General features: G+C 75.2%; 19 protein-coding genes. 4 read left to right on the top strand and 15 right to left on the bottom strand.

Annotated features, from left to right (window positions below; all coding sequences use genetic code 11):
• Window positions 1-26: 26 nt before the first annotated feature.
• Together BJP25_RS04840 and BJP25_RS34505 are read right to left on the bottom strand one after the other, a co-directional pair.
• On the bottom strand, window positions 27-623 hold the full coding sequence (locus BJP25_RS04840; RefSeq protein ID WP_084793757.1) for an ATP-binding protein: 597 nt from the start codon (window positions 621-623) through the stop codon (window positions 27-29).
• A 64-nt stretch (window positions 624-687) separates the two neighbouring features.
• On the bottom strand, window positions 688-999 hold the full coding sequence (locus BJP25_RS34505; RefSeq protein ID WP_198943345.1) for an STAS domain-containing protein: 312 nt from the start codon (window positions 997-999) through the stop codon (window positions 688-690).
• Between the two features lie 189 nt (window positions 1,000-1,188).
• Here BJP25_RS34505 and BJP25_RS04830 point away from each other — a divergent pair, with 189 nt between their 5' ends.
• Window positions 1,189-1,488, top strand: coding sequence for a WhiB family transcriptional regulator (locus BJP25_RS04830; RefSeq protein WP_075973561.1), 300 nt, complete (start codon window positions 1,189-1,191; stop codon window positions 1,486-1,488).
• A gap of 136 nt (window positions 1,489-1,624) precedes the next feature.
• Here BJP25_RS04830 and BJP25_RS04825 read toward each other — a convergent pair whose 3' ends face one another.
• The 4 genes from BJP25_RS04825 to BJP25_RS04810 form a co-directional block, all read right to left on the bottom strand.
• Window positions 1,625-2,410, bottom strand: a complete 786-nt coding sequence (locus BJP25_RS04825) for a SigB/SigF/SigG family RNA polymerase sigma factor (protein ID WP_075973560.1) — start codon at window positions 2,408-2,410, stop codon at window positions 1,625-1,627.
• Complete coding sequence (locus tag BJP25_RS04820; RefSeq protein WP_075973559.1) at window positions 2,407-2,838, bottom strand: ATP-binding protein; 432 nt, start codon at window positions 2,836-2,838, stop codon at window positions 2,407-2,409. Before BJP25_RS04820 ends, BJP25_RS04825 begins: the two co-directional genes overlap by 4 nt.
• A 256-nt stretch (window positions 2,839-3,094) precedes the next feature.
• A complete protein-coding gene (locus BJP25_RS04815) occupies window positions 3,095-4,372 on the bottom strand; it encodes a DNA polymerase IV (protein ID WP_075973558.1) in 1,278 nt (425 codons plus the stop codon).
• Window positions 4,373-4,402: 30 nt separating this feature from the next.
• Window positions 4,403-5,104, bottom strand: coding sequence for a class I SAM-dependent methyltransferase (locus tag BJP25_RS04810; protein ID WP_075973557.1), 702 nt, complete (start codon window positions 5,102-5,104; stop codon window positions 4,403-4,405).
• Window positions 5,105-5,138: 34 nt separating this feature from the next.
• Here BJP25_RS04810 and BJP25_RS04805 point away from each other — a divergent pair, with 34 nt between their 5' ends.
• Together BJP25_RS04805 and BJP25_RS04800 are read left to right on the top strand one after the other, a co-directional pair.
• A complete protein-coding gene (locus BJP25_RS04805; protein ID WP_075973556.1) occupies window positions 5,139-6,005 on the top strand; it encodes a ParA family protein in 867 nt (288 codons plus the stop codon).
• Complete coding sequence (locus BJP25_RS04800) at window positions 5,998-6,801, top strand: DNA-formamidopyrimidine glycosylase family protein (RefSeq protein ID WP_075973555.1); 804 nt, start codon at window positions 5,998-6,000, stop codon at window positions 6,799-6,801. Before BJP25_RS04805 ends, BJP25_RS04800 begins: the two co-directional genes overlap by 8 nt.
• 7 nt (window positions 6,802-6,808) lie before the next feature.
• Here BJP25_RS04800 and BJP25_RS04795 read toward each other — a convergent pair whose 3' ends face one another.
• Both BJP25_RS04795 and BJP25_RS04790 read right to left on the bottom strand, forming a co-directional pair.
• Window positions 6,809-7,207 carry a hypothetical protein gene (locus BJP25_RS04795; RefSeq protein ID WP_075973554.1) on the bottom strand — a complete coding sequence of 133 codons (399 nt, stop codon included), beginning with the start codon at window positions 7,205-7,207 and terminating at the stop codon, window positions 6,809-6,811.
• A gap of 461 nt (window positions 7,208-7,668) precedes the next feature.
• Window positions 7,669-8,490 carry a hypothetical protein gene (locus tag BJP25_RS04790; protein WP_075973553.1) on the bottom strand — a complete coding sequence of 274 codons (822 nt, stop codon included), beginning with the start codon at window positions 8,488-8,490 and terminating at the stop codon, window positions 7,669-7,671.
• A 45-nt stretch (window positions 8,491-8,535) separates the two neighbouring features.
• Between BJP25_RS04790 and BJP25_RS04785 the strand changes: the two genes are divergently transcribed.
• Complete coding sequence (locus BJP25_RS04785) at window positions 8,536-9,582, top strand: quinone-dependent dihydroorotate dehydrogenase (protein ID WP_075973552.1); 1,047 nt, start codon at window positions 8,536-8,538, stop codon at window positions 9,580-9,582.
• Here BJP25_RS04785 and BJP25_RS04780 read toward each other — a convergent pair.
• From BJP25_RS04780 to rimO, 7 genes are all read right to left on the bottom strand, one after another.
• A complete protein-coding gene (locus BJP25_RS04780) occupies window positions 9,557-10,825 on the bottom strand; it encodes a uracil-xanthine permease family protein (protein WP_332888624.1) in 1,269 nt (422 codons plus the stop codon). The two genes, BJP25_RS04785 and BJP25_RS04780, sit on opposite strands and share 26 nt — an antisense overlap.
• Before the next feature lie 228 nt (window positions 10,826-11,053).
• Window positions 11,054-11,845 (bottom strand): phage shock envelope stress response protein PspM, encoded by a 792-nt coding sequence (gene pspM, locus BJP25_RS04775; protein ID WP_075973550.1) that lies wholly within the window; start codon window positions 11,843-11,845, stop codon window positions 11,054-11,056.
• Between the two features lie 25 nt (window positions 11,846-11,870).
• On the bottom strand, window positions 11,871-12,710 hold the full coding sequence (locus tag BJP25_RS04770; protein ID WP_075973549.1) for a PspA/IM30 family protein: 840 nt from the start codon (window positions 12,708-12,710) through the stop codon (window positions 11,871-11,873).
• Between the two features lie 448 nt (window positions 12,711-13,158).
• Window positions 13,159-13,620, bottom strand: coding sequence for a helix-turn-helix domain-containing protein (locus tag BJP25_RS04765; protein WP_075973548.1), 462 nt, complete (start codon window positions 13,618-13,620; stop codon window positions 13,159-13,161).
• 239 nt (window positions 13,621-13,859) lie between these two features.
• Window positions 13,860-14,363 (bottom strand): CinA family protein, encoded by a 504-nt coding sequence (locus tag BJP25_RS04760; protein WP_084793686.1) that lies wholly within the window; start codon window positions 14,361-14,363, stop codon window positions 13,860-13,862.
• Entirely contained in the window at window positions 14,360-14,992 is a 633-nt protein-coding gene (gene pgsA, locus BJP25_RS04755) for a CDP-diacylglycerol--glycerol-3-phosphate 3-phosphatidyltransferase (RefSeq protein ID WP_075974071.1), read from the bottom strand. The genes BJP25_RS04760 and pgsA overlap by 4 nt, the downstream gene beginning before the upstream one ends.
• Before the next feature lie 86 nt (window positions 14,993-15,078).
• Window positions 15,079-16,536, bottom strand: coding sequence for a 30S ribosomal protein S12 methylthiotransferase RimO (gene rimO, locus BJP25_RS04750; RefSeq protein WP_233157914.1), 1,458 nt, complete (start codon window positions 16,534-16,536; stop codon window positions 15,079-15,081).

Genomic DNA, 16,536 nt, shown 5'->3' with positions numbered 1-16,536 from the left:
GGGCGCGGGGGCGGGCGTCGCGCGGGTCAGGCGGTGGCGTGGTCGTCGGCGACCTGGGCGGGGGCGACGGGCGCGGGCACGGCGAACTCCGCCCACACCCACTTGCCGCCCTCGGTGCCCGGCCCGCCGTCGAGGCCCTCGTAGCCCCACCCGGTGCTCAGCGCCTCGACGATGACCAGCCCGCGGCTGCGCTCGGACAGCAGTGATGGCGAGCGGCGCACCGGCACCCCGGCGGACCGGTCGCCCACCCGCAGCCTGACCCGGTCGCCGACCTGGGTGACCTGCACGTCCACCTCGCCGCAGCCGTGCTCGACGGCGTTGGTGACCAGCTCGGAGACGGCGAGCACGATGTCGCCCGCCGGGCCCCTGGCCACCGACCAGGAGGCGAGGGCGGCCGCCACGAAGTCCCTGGCCTCGGCGACGGAGGACTCCGCGGCGGGCAACCTCGTCGCCAGCCGCCGGACCCGACCGCCCTCGGGCGCCACCGCGTTCACCGCCGCACCCACCGCCCTCCGGTCCTGCCACCCCGGCGCCGCGGGGCGCCGGGTGCGACCGGACCACACGACGCGCTCGCGGGTGAGCGCCTGCCTGTCGAGAACCGGCGTCCGCCGGGCGTGCCCCATGTCCACGCGCTGTGGTGTACCCCCGCGCGGGCGGGGTGAACCGCCCGGGCGGGCACCGGGGGCCTCAGGCCTTGCCCGCGAGGCCGAACACCTCGGACAGACCGGTGATCTCGATGATCCGCCGCACCCGCTCGTGCGGGGCGGCCAGGGTCAGGGTGAGGCCCGCGTCCTCGGCGCTCTTGAGCGCGGCGACCAGGACGCGCAGCCCGGCGGAGTCCATGAACTCCACGCCGGACAGGTCCACCCGCACGCCGGTGGCGCCGGGGGTGGCCAGCGCGTCGGCCAGCTCCTGCTCCAGCTGCGGCGCCGTGGCCAGGTCGACCTCGCCGGTGACGGCCACCACGACCGGGTCGGTGCCCTCGCTGTTGATCTCCACGTCGATCCTTCCGTGTGCCTGCGGGTCGCCGCCCGCTCGCTGCTGACAGTAGTGCTGCCCGACCCCGACCACCCTCCGGGCGGACGCCGGATCCTGCCGCAACCGGACCGGTTTCGCCCTTCGGGGGCCGGGGTAAGTCGTGATCGCGCTCCCCGCGGTGCGGTGCGGGGACATGAGGAGGGAGCCCCGATGGCCGAGATCACCCGACTGCCCAAGCCGGTGTCCGACGAGTGGGCGTGGCAGCTCGAGGGGTCCTGCCGGGGCGTGGACAGCACCGTGTTCTTCCACCCGGACGCCGAGCGCGGTCCGGCCAGGCACGCCCGCGAGGAGCGCGCCAAGCAGATCTGCCGGGCCTGCCCGGTGCTGGCGCAGTGCCGCGAGCACGCGCTGGCGGTGCAGGAGCCCTACGGCATCTGGGGCGCCATGGGCGAGGGCGAGCGCCGCACCCTGATCGCCCAGCGCCGCCGGGCGCTGCGCGTGGTCTCCTAGGACCGACCGCACGGCGGGTGCCCCGCCGCCCGGCGCCACGGGGCCGCGCCCCGGCGGCGTGGGCACCGCCCGGCCCTGGTCCCGCTCGCGCGGGGCCAGGGCCGCGGACGTCCCCGGCTGTCTCGCGGTCACCGGCTCAGCCCGCCAGGGTGTCCTCGCCGAGGGCGGCGCGCAGCCGCTCCAGCGTCTTGGCCAGCAGCCGGGAGACCTGCATCTGCGAGACCCCGACGCGGCGGGCGATGTCGGCCTGGCTCAGGCCGCGGAAGAACCGCAGCACGATGATCTTCTGCTCGCGCTCGGGCAGCTCGGCCAGCAGCGGGCCGAGGGCGCGCCGGTTGTCCACCTCCGCCAGCCGCTCGTCCTCGTAGCCGAACCGGTCCCCGGAGGGCTCGGCCAGCCGGGCGTCGAGCGAGGTGCCCTGCTTGCCCGCGCTGGCCACCAGCGCCTCGTAGACCTGCTCCAGCGACAGGCCCAGGTGCTCGGCCAGCTCGCTGGGCTTGGGCGAGCGGCCCAGCCGCTGGCTCAGCTCGTTGCGGCCCGCGGCGACGGTGACGTGCAGCTCCTTGAGCTGGCGCGGCACCCGCACCGCCCACCCGGTGTCCCGGAAGTGCCTGCGCAGCTCACCCATGATCGTCGGGATGGCGAAGGCGTAGAAGTTGCCGCGCTCGGCCTCGAACCGGTCCACCGCCTTGATCAGGCCGATGGTGGCCACCTGCACCAGGTCCTCGAGCTGGTCGCCGCGCCGGTCGAACTTGCGGGCGAGGTTGCGCGCCAGGTCCATGTGGTCGGCCACCAGCTCGCCGCGCAGCGCGGCGTGCCGGGGGTCGGTGGTCGCCAGCCCGGCCAGCTCCCGGAAGCGCGCCGCGTCCCGGGCGTCGCGCTCCTCCTTGGTGAGCCGCTCCTCACCACCGCGGCCGGTCACGGCGAGCCGTTCCGGTCCGGCCCGCAGGTCAGCTCGACGGTGAGCCGGTGGCCCGCCCCGGTGCTCTCGACCCGCTCGTCGACGTCGGCGGCCAGCGCGGTGAGGATCTGCCAGCCCATCGCGTCGGCCGAGGGCGGCTCGTCGGAGGCGGACTCCACGCTGGCGCGCACGCCCAACCGCTGGTCGCCGGGCTCGAACGCGCACGCCAGGGTGACCCCGGGGGCGGCCGCGCGCACGAGCAGCGAGCAGGCCTCGTCGACGGCCATCCGCAGGTCCTCGATCGCGTCGAGGTCGAAGTCCATGCGCATCGCCACGTCGGCGGCGAACGACCGCACCAGGGGAACCTGCTCGGCGTCGGCGAAGACCTTCACCTCGACGGTCCGCACCCCGTGCGTGCGGACGACCGGGCTGGTTTCGACCTCAGACACTCCTACCTCCTGCCGCCGTTGTCCCCGCGGACCGTACCGCCACGGGCGAAGTGGTGGGACGGGGCGGGACGCACACCGCTCGCGGTGCCTTCACCACCCCGCCCCACAGCGGTTGGCTCGTGGGGGACAAGGCCCGAGACCTATTACCCGAACGGGTGGGGCGGCAAACCAGGTCCGGCGGAACTTCTCGCGGCGGGGCGATCATGCCTGGTGGGCGGCCCGGGAACACCCCGCGCGGGTGGCGGCCGGTCGACCGCTACCCGCGCGGGGGCCGCGGTTCGGTGGCGCCCGAGCGGTCCGGCGCCTTGCCCAGCAGCGCGGCGGGGCGGATGGCGGCGCTGCCGAACTTGAGCCTGGCCTTGTCGGCGGCCTGGTCGGCCTCGCGCCACCCCTGCTCCGGGGCGTCGAGGGCCAGCTGCTCGGTGCCGTCCGCGCCGAGCTGCTCGACCCGCACCCCGATCAGCCGCACGGCGCCGGGCGGGGCCTGCTCGGCGAGCAGCTGCGCGGCGGTGCGGAAGATCTCCTGGGTGACGTCGGTGGCCACCGGCAGCGTGCGGCTGCGGGAGATGGTGGTGAAGTCGCTGTACCGGACCTTGATCGCCACCGTGCGCCCGCGCAGGCCGCGGGCGCGCAGCGACGCCGCCGTCCGCTCCGCGAGCCGCAGCAGCTCGCGGCGCAGCAGCTCGCGGTCGAAGTGGTCGGTCTCGAAGGTCTCCTCGGCGCCGATCGACTTCTCCGCGCTCTCGGGCACCACGGCCCGGTCGTCGTGGCCGTGCGAGAGCGCGTGCAGGTGGTCGGCCATGGCGACGCCGACCATGCGCCGCAGCCGGGGCAGCGGGGTGGCGGCGACGTCGCTGACCCGCTCCAGGCCGACGTCGCGCAGCTTCTCCGCGGTCTTCTTCCCCACCCCCCACAGCGCCGAGACCGGCAGCGGGTGCAGGAACGCCAGCACCTCGGACCGGGGCACCACGAGCATCCCGTCCGGCTTGGCCAGCCCGGAGGCGAGCTTGGCGACGAACTTCGTCGGCCCCACGCCCACCGAGCACACGATGCCGTGCTCGGCGCGCACCCGGCGGCGGACCAGCGCGCCGATGCCCGCCGGGGTGGTGCGCAGCCTGCGCAGCGCGCCGGAGACGTCGAGGAACGCCTCGTCCAGGCTCAGCGGCTCGACCAGCGGGGTGATCTCCCGGAAGATCGCCAGGACCCCGGCGGACACCTCCTGGTAGAGCGGGAAGGTGGGCGGGAGGAACACCGCGGTGGGGCAGAGCCTGCGCGCCTGGCCGGTGGGCATCGCCGAGCGCACGCCGTACTCGCGGGCGATGTAGTTGGCCGAGGACACCACCCCGCGCACCCCGACCCCGCCGACCACCACCGGCCGGTCCGCCAGCTCGGGCCGCTCGCGGATCTCCACCGACGCGTAGAAGGCGTCCATGTCGACGTGCAGCATCGGGCAGCCGGTGTCGTCCGGCCACCCGCCCGGCCCGGCCCGGTACTTCTCGACCAGCCCCCTGGGCAGGTCAGCGCTGCGCCCCACACCCCACAGGGAACCACAGCGGACCGACAGTCAGCGCCGGGCGATGGCGTGCAGCCGGGTGGCGATGTCGCGCAGCGGGGGCACGCGGGCCGCGGCCAGCTCCAGCTCGGCCAGCCCCGCCCGGTTCGCCTCCTGCACCGCGCCGGTGACCAGGTCCGACAGCACGCCCTGGCCCTGCACCAGCTCGACCTCCAGGCCCGCGCCGGTGAGCAGCGCGCCGAGCCCGTCGACGTCGAACAGGCGCAGCAGGGTCTCCCCCGGGCTGGCTGGGTCGTCCAGCAGCGCCCTAGCGGCGGTGACCTTGCCCGACATGGCCCGCTGGACGATGGCGGCGAACCGGTTGGCGACCACCACCGACAGCGCGCCGCCGGGGGCCACCGCCCCGGCCAGGGCGGCCGCGGTGGCGGCGGGGTCGTCGACGACCTCCAGCAGGCCGTGCGCCAGCACCAGGTCGGCGCCCCCGCCGGGCACGTGGTCGGCGACGGTGTCGCTGTCGGCCTGCACGGCGGTGATGCGGTCGGCCACGCCCGCCTCCGCGGCCCGCCGGTGCAGCGTGGCCAGCGCGTTCGGGCTGGGCTCGACGACGGTGACCGCGCACCCGTCGGCGGCCAGGGAGACCGCGAGCACACCGCTGCCCGCGCCGACGTCGAGCACCAGCGGCGCGCCGCCCCGGCGCGCGCGGGCGGCGGACAGCTCGGCGTCGAGCACCTGGCGAACAGCATCCGGTCGCATGGACACGAACTCTAGAGACTCTAAGGTCTAGGGCGTGCGAACGGTGGCAGTGCTCAGCCTCAAGGGTGGCGTCGGCAAGACCACGGTGGTGCTCGGCCTGGCCTCGGCCGCGCTCCGCCGGGGCGCGCGCACCCTGGTCGTCGACCTGGACCCGCAGTGCAACGCGACCGCCACGCTCGACCCCGCCGAGACCGAGGCCACCCTCGCCGACGTGCTGGAGACCCCGCGCCCGGCGGTGCTGCGCGCCGCCATCGCCCCGTCGGCCTGGAGCGACGAGGTCGACGTGATGGTGGGCTCGGAGGAGCTGGAGGCGCTCAACGACCCCGACCCCGGGCAGCGCAGGCTGGAGAAGCTGGGCCGCGCCCTGGCCGAGCTGGAGAACCTGCTGGCCGAGGGCGAGCTGCCCTACCAGCTGGTGCTCATGGACTGCCCGCCGTCGCTGGGCCGGTTGACCCGCTCGGCGCTGGTGGCCGCGCAGGGCGCGCTGCTGGTGACCGAGCCCACCCTGTACGCGGTCTCCGGCGCGCAGCGGGCGTTCGAGGCCGTCGAGCAGACCCGCGAGGAGCACAACCCGAACCTGGTGCCGCTCGGGGTGGTGGTGAACAAGGTGCGCACGCACTCCTACGAGCACCAGTTCCGGATCGCGGAGCTGCGGGAGAACTTCGGGTCGCTGGTGATGCCGGTCGCCCTGCCGGACCGGCTCGCGGTGCAGCAGGCGCAGGGCGCGTGCATGCCCATCCACCAGTGGCACACCCCGGGCGCGCGCGAGGTGTCGCTGGCCTTCAACCTGCTGCTGGCCCGCGTCCTGCGCACCGGTGGCCGGGGCCGCCACCAGGCGATCGCCTGGCCGGACGACGACGAGGCGGGCTCCACCGACCCAGCGGACGCCGCCGGTGCCTGAGGGCGACACCGTCTACCGCGCCGCCGCCCGCCTGCGGACGGCGCTGGTCGACCACCCCCTGACCCGCGGCGAGCTGCGCCACCCCCGGCTGTCCACGGTGGACCTCAAGGGCCGGGTGGTGGTGGGCGTGCGCAGCGCGGGCAAGCACCTGTTCATCCGCTTCGACCGCAACCTCAGCCTGCGCAGCCACCTCATGATGGACGGCGCCTGGGACGTCTACACCCCGCGGATGCGGTGGCGCCGCCCGGCGCACCAGGTCCGCGCCCTGCTGGTCAACGCCGAGCGGCAGGCGGTGGGGTTCAACCTGCACGAGATGGCCCTGGTGCCCACCGACGAGGAGTCCCGGCTCGTGGGGCACCTGGGGCCCGACCTGCTGGACCCGGGTTGGGGCCCGGAGCTGGAGGCCGAGGCGGTCCGGCGGCTGGCGGCCGAGCCCGACCGGGCGCTGGGGCTGGCCCTGCTCGACCAGCGGGTGATGGCCGGGGTGGGCAACGTCTACAAGGCCGAGGTCTGCCACATCCTCGGGGTCACCCCGTGGTCGCCGGTGTCCGCCGTGGACGCCGGGGAGGCGGTGCGGCTGTCGCGGGAGCTGCTGGACAAGAACAAGCTCGTGGTGGACCGGAACACGACCGGGGACCTGCGGCGCGGGCGGGACCTGTGGGTGTACGGGCGGCGGCGCAGCGGGTGCCTGCGGTGCGGCGGACCGGTCGTCGCCGGGGTGCAGGGGGCGGACGTGCGGGAGCGCGTGGCCTACTTCTGCCCGGTGTGCCAGGCGGGGCCGCGCTCCTCGGGGTGAGACCCGCTCAGCACCACAGCAGCCCGCACGGCTTCTTCGTCGTCGTGGTCGTGGTGGGCGGCGGGGGCGGCGGCTTGGTCGTGGTCGTCGTCGGGACCGGGCGGGCCGTGGTCGTCGTCGTGGTGGTCACCGGCGCCGGGGGCGGCGGCGCGACCTCGGTCGTGGTGGTGGTCGTCGCCACCGCCTCGGTCGTCGTGGTCGGGGGCGCGCTGGACGCGGGCGTGCTGACCAGCGAGACGGCGGTGACGACGGCGATCGTGGGGCCGTCGCTGATGGTGGCGGGGATGGGCTCGGGGACGGCCTCGGCGGCCGGGCGGGAGGCGGGCAGCTCGCTGAGCGGGTCGGCGGCCACGCCCTCGTAGAACAGGGCCGCGGCGGTGGCGCCGACGACGGCGCCGAGGGCCACGCGGCTTGACCTGCTGAGCGAGCTCCGCACCGACCCGTTCCCCCCAGAGCGCCTGGCGAAGCCCCACGTGGGTGAAATTCCTACACGCTCCGCACTTGGTTGATCACCTTAGCAGCAGCCGTACGGGTGAGGTCTTAATGCGTTGTCACGCGGCGCGAATCGGCCTACATTCGAGGTACACGAGAGAGGAGGTGGTCCACCAGTGAGTTCCGGTAGGACGCGTGAGGTGGCTGTCCGCTAAGGACCACCCATCAACGATGGACGCCGGCTCCGCCCACGGCAGACACCGGGTACCCGGTGCCGTAGGCGCGGCGCGTGGTCGGCGAATACCAGGCAGTCACCCGGCCCCTGGGCTTCCGTGGTAGTCCGCCACGGGCCTCCCTCGCGGAGGAGTCGCCCAGGGGCTGTGCCCTTTTCCGGGGCTTTCCGAATGCCCCGCCTGCCCTACTCCCCCGCCCGCCCTACTCCCCCGCGTCGGTGCCCTCGACCTGGCGCAGGCGCCGCCAGGCCTGGCCCGCGGCGCGCTCGGCGGCCTTGGCCTCGCGGCGGGCCACCTGCAACGCCCGGCGGGACTCGAGTTCCGCGCTTTCCGCCTCGTCCAGCAGCGCGTTGAGCTCCCGCACCCGCTGCTCGGCGGCCTCGATCGCGGACTCCGCGTCGGTCACCGCCCGGTCGGCGTCCGCGCGCGTGGACTCGGCCTCCTTGACCGCCGCCCGCGCCTGCTTCACCAGCGCCGCGTCGGCCCTCGGCTTCTTCGGCGCCGCGGCCTTGTCCGCGCGGGACTGCGCGGGCCGGGTGGCGGGTGCGACCGCCAACCCCGGCCACACCTGCGTGACGTGCAGGTCCTTCACCGTGGTGACCCGACCCGCGGCGAGCCGGGCGGCGGCGTCCTCGTCGGTGATCGCCGCGGTGAACATCTCCTCCAGCTCCCGGGTCACCGGTTCGCTGAGCTGCTCGCCGTCCGCCGCGGCGTCGACCAGCTCGCGCAGCAGTTCCGTGCGGCGCCGGGTCAGCGCCCGCAGGTCCTCCCCCGCACCCGCCGAGTGCGCCGCGCGCAGGTCCTGCCCCAGGTCGAGCAGCGAGCGCAGGGCGTCCGGGCGCTGCCGCACCAGGCGGTTGACCAGCCACGCCGCGGTGGTGGGCTTGGCCAGCTTCTCGACCTCGGCGGCCCGCTCCTTCTCGCCCGCCTTGCGCGCCGCCCTGGCCAGCTGGTTGCGGGCGGCGGTGAACTCCTCGCGCGGCAGGGCGTAGAGGTCGTCAACCTCGTCGGGGTCGTCGGTCACGGGTCCATCCTGGCCCCGCGCGCGGCGCGTGACACGATTGGCCGCGTGGTGTACCGGCAGTTCTCGCGCAGCGTCCTGTTCAAGCTCGGTGGGGGCGACCCCGAGGTGGCCCACGAGCAGGTGCTCCGCGGCCTGGGGCGGCTGGGCGCGGTGCCGCCCGCGGTGGACGCGCTGGCCAGGGTGTTCGGCCCGCGCACGCCGCGCACGGTGTTCGGGGTGCGCTTCCCCGGCGCGGTGGGGCTCGGCGCCGGGGCGGACAAGGACGGCACGGCGCTGCGGGCGTGGCGCGGGCTGGGCTTCGGGTTCGTCGAGGTCGGCACGGTCACCCGGCACCCGCAGCCGGGCAACCCGAAGCCGCGGCTGCGCAGGCTGGTCGAGTCCGGGGCGATCGTCAACCGGATGGGGTTCAACAACGCCGGGGCCGACGCGCTGGCCGCCACCCTGACCAGGCAGGGGCCGCCCGGGGTGCCGCTGGGCGTCTCGATCGGCAAGTCCAAGGTGACCCCCGTCGAGGACGCGGTCGAGGACTACCGGTACTCGCTGCGGGCCCTGCACCGCTTCGCGGACTACTTCGCCATCAACGTCAGCTCCCCCAACACCCCGGGCCTGCGCGGGTTGCAGGACAAGGAGCAGCTGGGCGAGCTGGTGGGCGAGCTGCGCCGGGAGGTCGAGGCGCTGGCGGGCGAGCTGCCGCCGACCCCGCTGCTGGTCAAGATCGCCCCCGACCTCACCGACGCGGCGGTCTCCGACGTGCTCCAGGTGTGCGCCGACCACAGCGTCGCCGGGTTGATCGCCACCAACACCACCCTGGGCCGCGACGGGCTGGCCCCCGCCGACCGGGAGGTCGGGCTGGCCGAGGCGGGCGGGCTCAGCGGCAGGCCGCTGGCCGAGCGCGCCCGGCAGGTCGTGTCGTTCGTGACCGCGCAGACCGGGGGCGAGCTGCCCGTGATCGGCGTCGGCGGGATCACCGACGCCGACAGCGCGGCGCGGATGTTCGACGCGGGCGCGAGCCTCGTGCAGCTCTACACCGGGTTCATCTACGGCGGCCCGCCGCTGGTGCGGGCGGTCAACCGGGTGGCCGACTCCCGCTGACCCGGCCCCCGCCCAGGCGGCGCAGCCAGCGCAGCAGCGGGTGGCCCGCGACCACCGCGATGGAGCCCCAGGCGATGCCGCCGATGGTCATGCCGCCCAGGGTGATCGTCAGGTCCCCCACGCCCGCGGCCACCGCCACGGCGACCACCGCGAGGTTCACCGGGTCGGTGAAGTCCACCCCGTCGCGCTGCCAGATCCGCACGCCGACCAGGCCGATCATGCCGTAGAGCAGCAGCGACGCCCCGCCGAGCACGCCCGGCGGCACGGTGTCGATCACCGCGCCGAACTTCGGGCTCAGCGACAGCAGCACCGCGATCAGCCCGGCGACGAGGTAGGTGGCGGTGGAGTACACCCGGCTGATCGCCATGACGCCGATGTTCTCGGCGTAGGTGGTGGTGCCCGAGCCGCCGCCCGACCCGGCCAGCGCGGTCGCCAGGCCGTTGGCGATGAGCGCGTCGCCCACGTTGCCGTCGAGGTTGCGGCCGGTCACCGCGGCGACGGCCTTGACGTGGCCGACGTTCTCCGCGACCAGCACCAGCACCACCGGGATCACCAGCAGGATCACCGACGGGCGCAGCTCCGGGCTCTGCAGCTGCGGCAGCCCGACCCAGGCCGCCGCGCCGACCCGGTCGAGCTTGACCGGGTCGATGCCGCCGGTGAGCGCGGCCAGCAGCCACCCGGCGACCATGCCCACCAGGATCGACACCCGCGACAGCAGCCCGCGCGGGACGAGGGTGCAGCCCAGCACCAGCGCGAGGGTGACCACGCCGATCAACGGCTGCGCGCCGAACTCGACGGTGGCCGAGTCGACCAGGGCCAGCCCGATGACCAGCACGACCGCGCCGGTGACCACCGGGGGCATCACCGACTCCAGCAGCCGCACGCCCAGCGCCTTGACCGCGATGCCCACGCCGATGAGCAGCAGCCCCGCCACCAGCACCCCGCCGAGCTTGGCGGCGGCGGTCTCCCCGCTCGCGGCGGTCAGCGGGGCGATGAAGGCGAACGACGAGCCGAGGTAGGCCGGGACGCGGTTGCGGGTCACGACCAGGAAGAGCAGTGTGCCCAGGCCGGAGAACAGCAGGGTGCTGGTGACCGGGAAGCCGGTGGCGGTGGGCACGAGCACGGTGGCCGAGAACATGGCGGCCACGTGCTGCACGCCGAGCCCGGCGGTCAACGGCCAGCTCAGCCGCTCATCGGGCGCGACGACCTCGCCGTCGTGCAGTCGACGGCCGTCCCCGTGCACGGACCACACCGTCAACTCGCCCCTCCGCAGCCCCGGTGCCCCCGACCGGTTGCCGAGCATGGTGCCACAGCACGTAGTCGACCAGTCGATGCGACACCGTGATGTTCACCCCGATGCCCCAGCCGTGGGCTGCGGGAACGCGCGGGCGGCCCGGGTCCGGTGACCGGACGTGACCGCGCGGCGTGCCGCGTCACGGGCGCGCGGCGCGCGTGTGTCAGCGGGCGTGTTTCAGCGGGCGAGGTCGCGCAGGGCGAGGGCGAGCGCGGAGAGCCGGTCCGAGGCGTCGGTGAGCTCGTGGCGGTCCGGGCGGTGGCTGTGGACACTGCTCTCGGCCAGGGCGCGGCCCGCGGCGGCCACCAGGCCGCAGTAGCCGTCGACGCCTTCGTCGAGCTGCCTGCGCAGGGCGCGGACGCCCTCGGTGAGGTGCCCCTTGTCCCGGGCGGGTGCGTGGTCGCGGGCCCGCTCGACGGCTTGCAGCTGGGCGGCGACGCCGTCGAGGGCGCGGTGGGCCTCGGCGCCGGAGCGGCGGGCGTGCTCGACGTCCTCGGGCGGGACCACGGCGGTGCGGCCGAGCTGGGTCAGCAGCTCGCGGAGGGTGTCGGCGGCGTCGGTGAGCCTGCGCACCGGCTCCCGGGCCGCGGAGTCGCGGGCGGGCAGCGCCACCGGCGGCGGCGGGGCCTCGGGCAGCGGTTGGCGGTGCAACCGCCAGGACTTCACCCCCGCGGCGGCGGTGCCGATGCCCGCCGCGGCGGTCAGCGCGATCATCCCGACCAGGGTCGGGGCGGGCGCGGCGGCGGCCACCTGGACCGCCACGCCCGCGCCACCCAGGCCGGTGCCGACGCCCCAGGCCCGGGTGGCGCGCGCGGAGCGCTTGCGCTTGCGCAGGGCGATCGCCCGCTCGTCGCGGCGGCGGCCCAGGGCCGCGCGCACCTGCGCGAGGACGGGCGCGGACAAGTCGCGGAACTCCCGTTCCAGGAAGCGGCTGCTCAGCCGGAAGAACTCATCCCGCCGCGACCCCATCCACGACCCCCCACCCTCGTCCCGCTCAGGCGCCCGCCTGCGGGTTCGCCTTCTGCTCCTGGGCGACCCGCTGGGCGATCTCGGCCTGGATGTTGGCCGTGGGCGCCGAGCTGGACCCGCTGGTGACCTGGCCCGCGACCGGGCCGCCCGCCATCGACGCGCGGATCTGGTCGAGCCGGGACTGGCCCGCCATCTCGGTGGTGGAGGCCTGGACCTCCATCATCCGGCCCTGGACGGAGTTCTGCGCCAGCTCCGCCGAGCCCAGCGCCGTGGTGTAGCGCTTCTCGATCTTGTCGCGCACCTCGTCCAGCGAGGGGGTGTTGCCCGGGGCGGCCAGCTCGCTCATCTGGTTGAGCGACTTGGACACCTGCTCCTGCATCTTGGCCTGCTCGAGCTGGCTGAGCAGCTTGGTGCGCTCGGCCAGCTTCTGCTGGAGCACCATGGCGTTGCGCTCGACGGCCTGCTTGGCCTGCGCGGCGGCCTGCAGCGCCTGGTCGTGCAGCGTCTTGAGGTCCTCGATGCCCTGCTCGGCGGTCACCAGCTGGGTGGCGAAGGACTGCGCCGCCTGCTCGAACTGGGTGGCCTTGGCGTCGTCGCCCTTGGACCGCGCCTCGTCGGCCAGCACCAGCGCCTGGCGGGCCGAGGACTGGAGCTTCTCGACGTCGCCGAGCTGGCGGTTGAGCTTCATCTCCAGCTGGCGCTGGTTGCCGATCACGGAGGCTGCCTGCTGCGAGAGCGCCTGGTGCTGGCGCTGCGCCTCCTCGATGGCCTGCTGGATCTGCACCTTCGGGTCGGCGTGCTCGTCGATCTTCGACGAGAACGACGCCATCAGGTACTTCCAGAACTTCACGAACGGGTTGGCCATCTCCTCCGCCTGCCTTCTCCGTGCTTCCCGGTCCACTGGTTCGGCCCCCTGGGGAGGGGGCCCGCTGCCGCACTCAGGACCACGACGGCCGCGAAAGGGCAACGTCCCGGCGCCGCCGCGGGTTCCGGCGGGCCCGCGGGCACCGGGCTTGTGCTCACCATCGTGTCAGGTGCGCCGGGACGGTTCCACAGGACCCGGCGCATTTCAGGGTTCACCCTGAGCCGCCCCGGGGCCCGCCGCCCGGCGCGCCAGCCACAGCCGCCATTCTCACCGATGATCGCCCGCGCGCCCGGCGAACGGCGGAATCGACGGTGAACCGAGACGCGCGGCACCCCTGGACCGGGGACGTGCCCACCGGGACGCAGCGGGCCCGGGAGCGCGGTGGCGCTCCCGGGCCCGCTGCGGGTCGGTCCGGCTGGGTCGTGATCGGGCTGGGTCGCGGTCGGGCTCAGGCGGCGAAGACCGCCCCGGCCCTGGTCCCGCCCAGCGACGAGTCGATGCGGTGGTGCAGCACCGGCTGCAACCGCAGGTCGGCGAGGTTCTCCCCGACGACGGCGGGCACCAGCCTGCCGCCCTCGGCGCTCGCGCGCGCCGCGGTCTCCCGCTCGCGCGGCTCCCGGCGCTCGTCGAGCGGCTCGCCGCCCACGCGCTCGGGCACGGCGTCGGCCACCGCGGTGAGCGCCCCGATGTCCGAGGCCACGTTGTGCAGCAGTTCCGACAGCGGCAGCTCCAGGGCGTCGCAGATGGCGGCCAGCAGCTCGCTGGAGGCCTCCTTGCGCCCCCGCTCCACTTCGGAGAGGTAGCCCAGGCTCACGCGCGCGGAGCGCGAGACCTCCCGCAGCGTGCGCTGCTGGTTGGTGCGGGCGTGTCGGAGCCGATCACCGATCGCCTCGCGCAACAGCACGGTCATCGCGCACCTCCCTTCCTCGGCGGACGTGAAGTCCGGGTACCCCCGCCTCCCCTGTTCGGAGCGGCGGCCGCACCTGGCTGTCCTGCGGACAACGTTACCGAGAGGCACCGCCACGGCGCAGCGGCTTCACGGGTAGTCCGCCAAGAGCGAACGAGTGGTGAACCCCGGGTGTTCCCGGGGTACCGCACCCGCTCCCGGCACGGATCGCGCCCGCTCGGCCACCGACAGTGAGCAGCACCTCACCCCTGGAGGGTACCGAGCCGGACCGCGACCAGGTCAAGGGCGGCACGCACCGCAGCGGTCCGGATCGCCTCCCGCCCGCCGCTGAACAGCGGGCTGACCACCTCGCCGAACCCCGGCCCGACCAGCGCGACGTGCACCGTCCCGACCGGTGCGCCGTCCTGCGGGTCCGGGCCCGCGACCCCGGTCAGGCCCAGGCCGTAGGTGGCGCCGCAGCGGGCGCGGGCGCCCGCGGCGAGGGCGCGGGCGACGTCCGGGTCCACCGGGCCGCGCTCGGCCAGCAGCGCCGGGTCGACCCCGGCCAGCTCCGCCTTGAGCTCTGTGGCGTACACCACGACCCCGCCGCGGACGACGGCGCTGGAGCCGGGCACGGCGGTGAGCGCGGCCGTGACGAGCCCCGCGGTCAGCGACTCGGCGGTGGCGACGGTCTCCCCGCGCGCCCGCAGGGCCGCGACGACGGACCGGGGCAGCTCGGGGTCCAGCCCGGCCAGCAGCCCGCTCACGGGGCCAGCGCCCGCTTGCCCCTGGCCCGCAGCCGGACCGCCCGCACCACGTAGTCCACGCCGGTGACGACGGTGAGCACCAGGGCCACCGCCATGATCGCCCAGTTCACCGGGCCGACCCAGGCGGGCAGCGGGAGCAGGAAGAAGCCGATGGCCACCACCTGCGCCAGGGTCTTGGCCTTGCCGCCACGGCTGGCCGGGATGACGCCGTGGCGGATGACCCAGAACCGCAGCAGGGTCACCCCGACCTCGCGCACGGCGATGACCAGCGTCACCCACCACGGCAGGTCGCCGAGCAGGCTCAGCCCCACCAGCGCCGACCCGGTGAGCGCCTTGTCCGCGATCGGGTCCGCGATCTTGCCGAAGTCGGTGATGAGGCCGTGCTTGCGGGCCAGCCTGCCGTCGACGTGGTCGGTGACCGAGGCGACGGCGAACACCACGAACGCCACCAGCCGCCAGAACGGGTCGGTGCCGCCGTCGGTGAACAGGGCCAGCAGGAACACCGGCACCAGCACCAGCCGCGACACGGTGAGCAGGTTGGCGATGTTGAGCACCGGGACGTGCGTCGGCTCGGGCAGCGCGGGCTGGCGCGGTCCGGGGTCCGGGGCGGCGACCGGCTCGGCCACCAGCGCGGCCGCCTGCTCCGGCGGGACCTCGGTGCACTCCACCTCGGTCACCGCGGGCACGGCGTCGCCCGGCCCGCCGGCCGCCCGGCTCACGCCGGGCCCGGTGCGGTGCGCGGCAGCAGCTCCAGCGGTTCCACCAGCAGGTCGACGCCCTCGCTGTCGACCACCCGGCAGCGCACCAGGTCACCGACGGCCAGGTCGTCGACCTCGACCGGCCCGCCCGCGACGAGCACGCACTCACCGTCGACCTCGGGGGCCTGGTGGGCGGCGCGGCCCGCGCAGTCGTCCTCCTCGGACTCCAGGCGCTCCACCAGCACGACGACCTCGGACCCGACGCGCTCCTCGGCGCGCTGCGCGGTCAGCTCCTCGACCAGGTCGGACAGCCGCGCGACCCGGGCGGCGACGGTGTCGGCGTCGAGCTTGCCCGGCAGGTCCTCGGCCTCGGTGCCGTCCTCGTCGGAGTAGCCGAACACCCCGACCGCGTCCAGCCGCGCCTCGGTGACGAAGCGGACCAGCTCGGCGAAGTCCTCCTCGGTCTCCCCGGGGAAGCCCACGATGAAGTTCGACCGGATGCCCGCGGCGGGGGCGTGCTCGCGGATCTGGCCGACGAGCTTGAGGAAGGAGTCGGTGTCGCCGAAGCGGCGCATCCGGCGCAGCACGGGCTGGCTGGAGTGCTGGAACGACATGTCGAAGTAGTCCGCCACCCCGGGCGTGGTGGCGATCGCGCGCACCAGGTTCGGCCGGGTCTCGGCGGGCTGGAGGTAGGACACCCGCACCCGGTCGATGCCGGGGATCGCGGCGAGCCGGGTCAGCACCGCCTCCAGCGCGCGGTCGCCCGCGTGCTCGCGGCCGAGGTCCTTGCCGTAGGAGGTGGAGTTCTCGCTGACCAGGACCAGCTCGCGCACGCCCTGGGCGGCCAGCCAGGCGCCCTCGGCGACGACCTCGTCGGGCAGCCGGGAGACGAACGAGCCGCGGAAGCTGGGGATGGCGCAGAACGAGCAGCGCCGGTCGCAGCCGGAAGCGATCTTGAGCGAGGCGACCGGGGCGTCGTCGAGGCGCTTGCGCTCGATCCGCGGGCCCCAGGCGTGCCCGGGGACGGTGACCTCGGCGGCGGCCTGCTGGCGCTCGACCGGGCTGATCGGCAGCAGGGTGCGCCGGTCCACCGGGACGTGCGAGGCGACCGCGTGCCCGGCCACCACGTCGCCCAGCCGCTCGGCCAGGTCGGGGTAGTGGTCGAAGCCCAGCACGGCGCTGGCCTCCGGCAGGCTCTCGGCCAGCTCGGTGCCGTAGCGCTCGGCCATGCAGCCCACCGCGACGACCTTGGCGCCGGTGTCGGCAGCGGCGAGCAGGGTGTCGACGGAGTCCTTCTTGGCCGACTCGACGAACCCGCAGGTGTTCACGACGATGACGTCGGGGTCGGCCTCGCCGTCCACCAGCTCCCAGCCGCCACCGGCGAGCCTGCCCGCCAACTCCTCGGAGTCGACCTCGTTGCGGGCGCAGCCGAGGGTGAGCATGGCGACACGGCGGGATGTGGACGGAGAAGGCAC

Origin of the sequence: Actinokineospora bangkokensis (assembly GCF_001940455.1) — a bacterium.
Taxonomy (GTDB): Bacteria; Actinomycetota; Actinomycetes; order Mycobacteriales; family Pseudonocardiaceae; genus Actinokineospora; species Actinokineospora bangkokensis.
The sequence above is the reverse complement of the archived record's forward strand: the minus strand, read 5'-3'. Positions and strand labels throughout refer to the sequence as shown.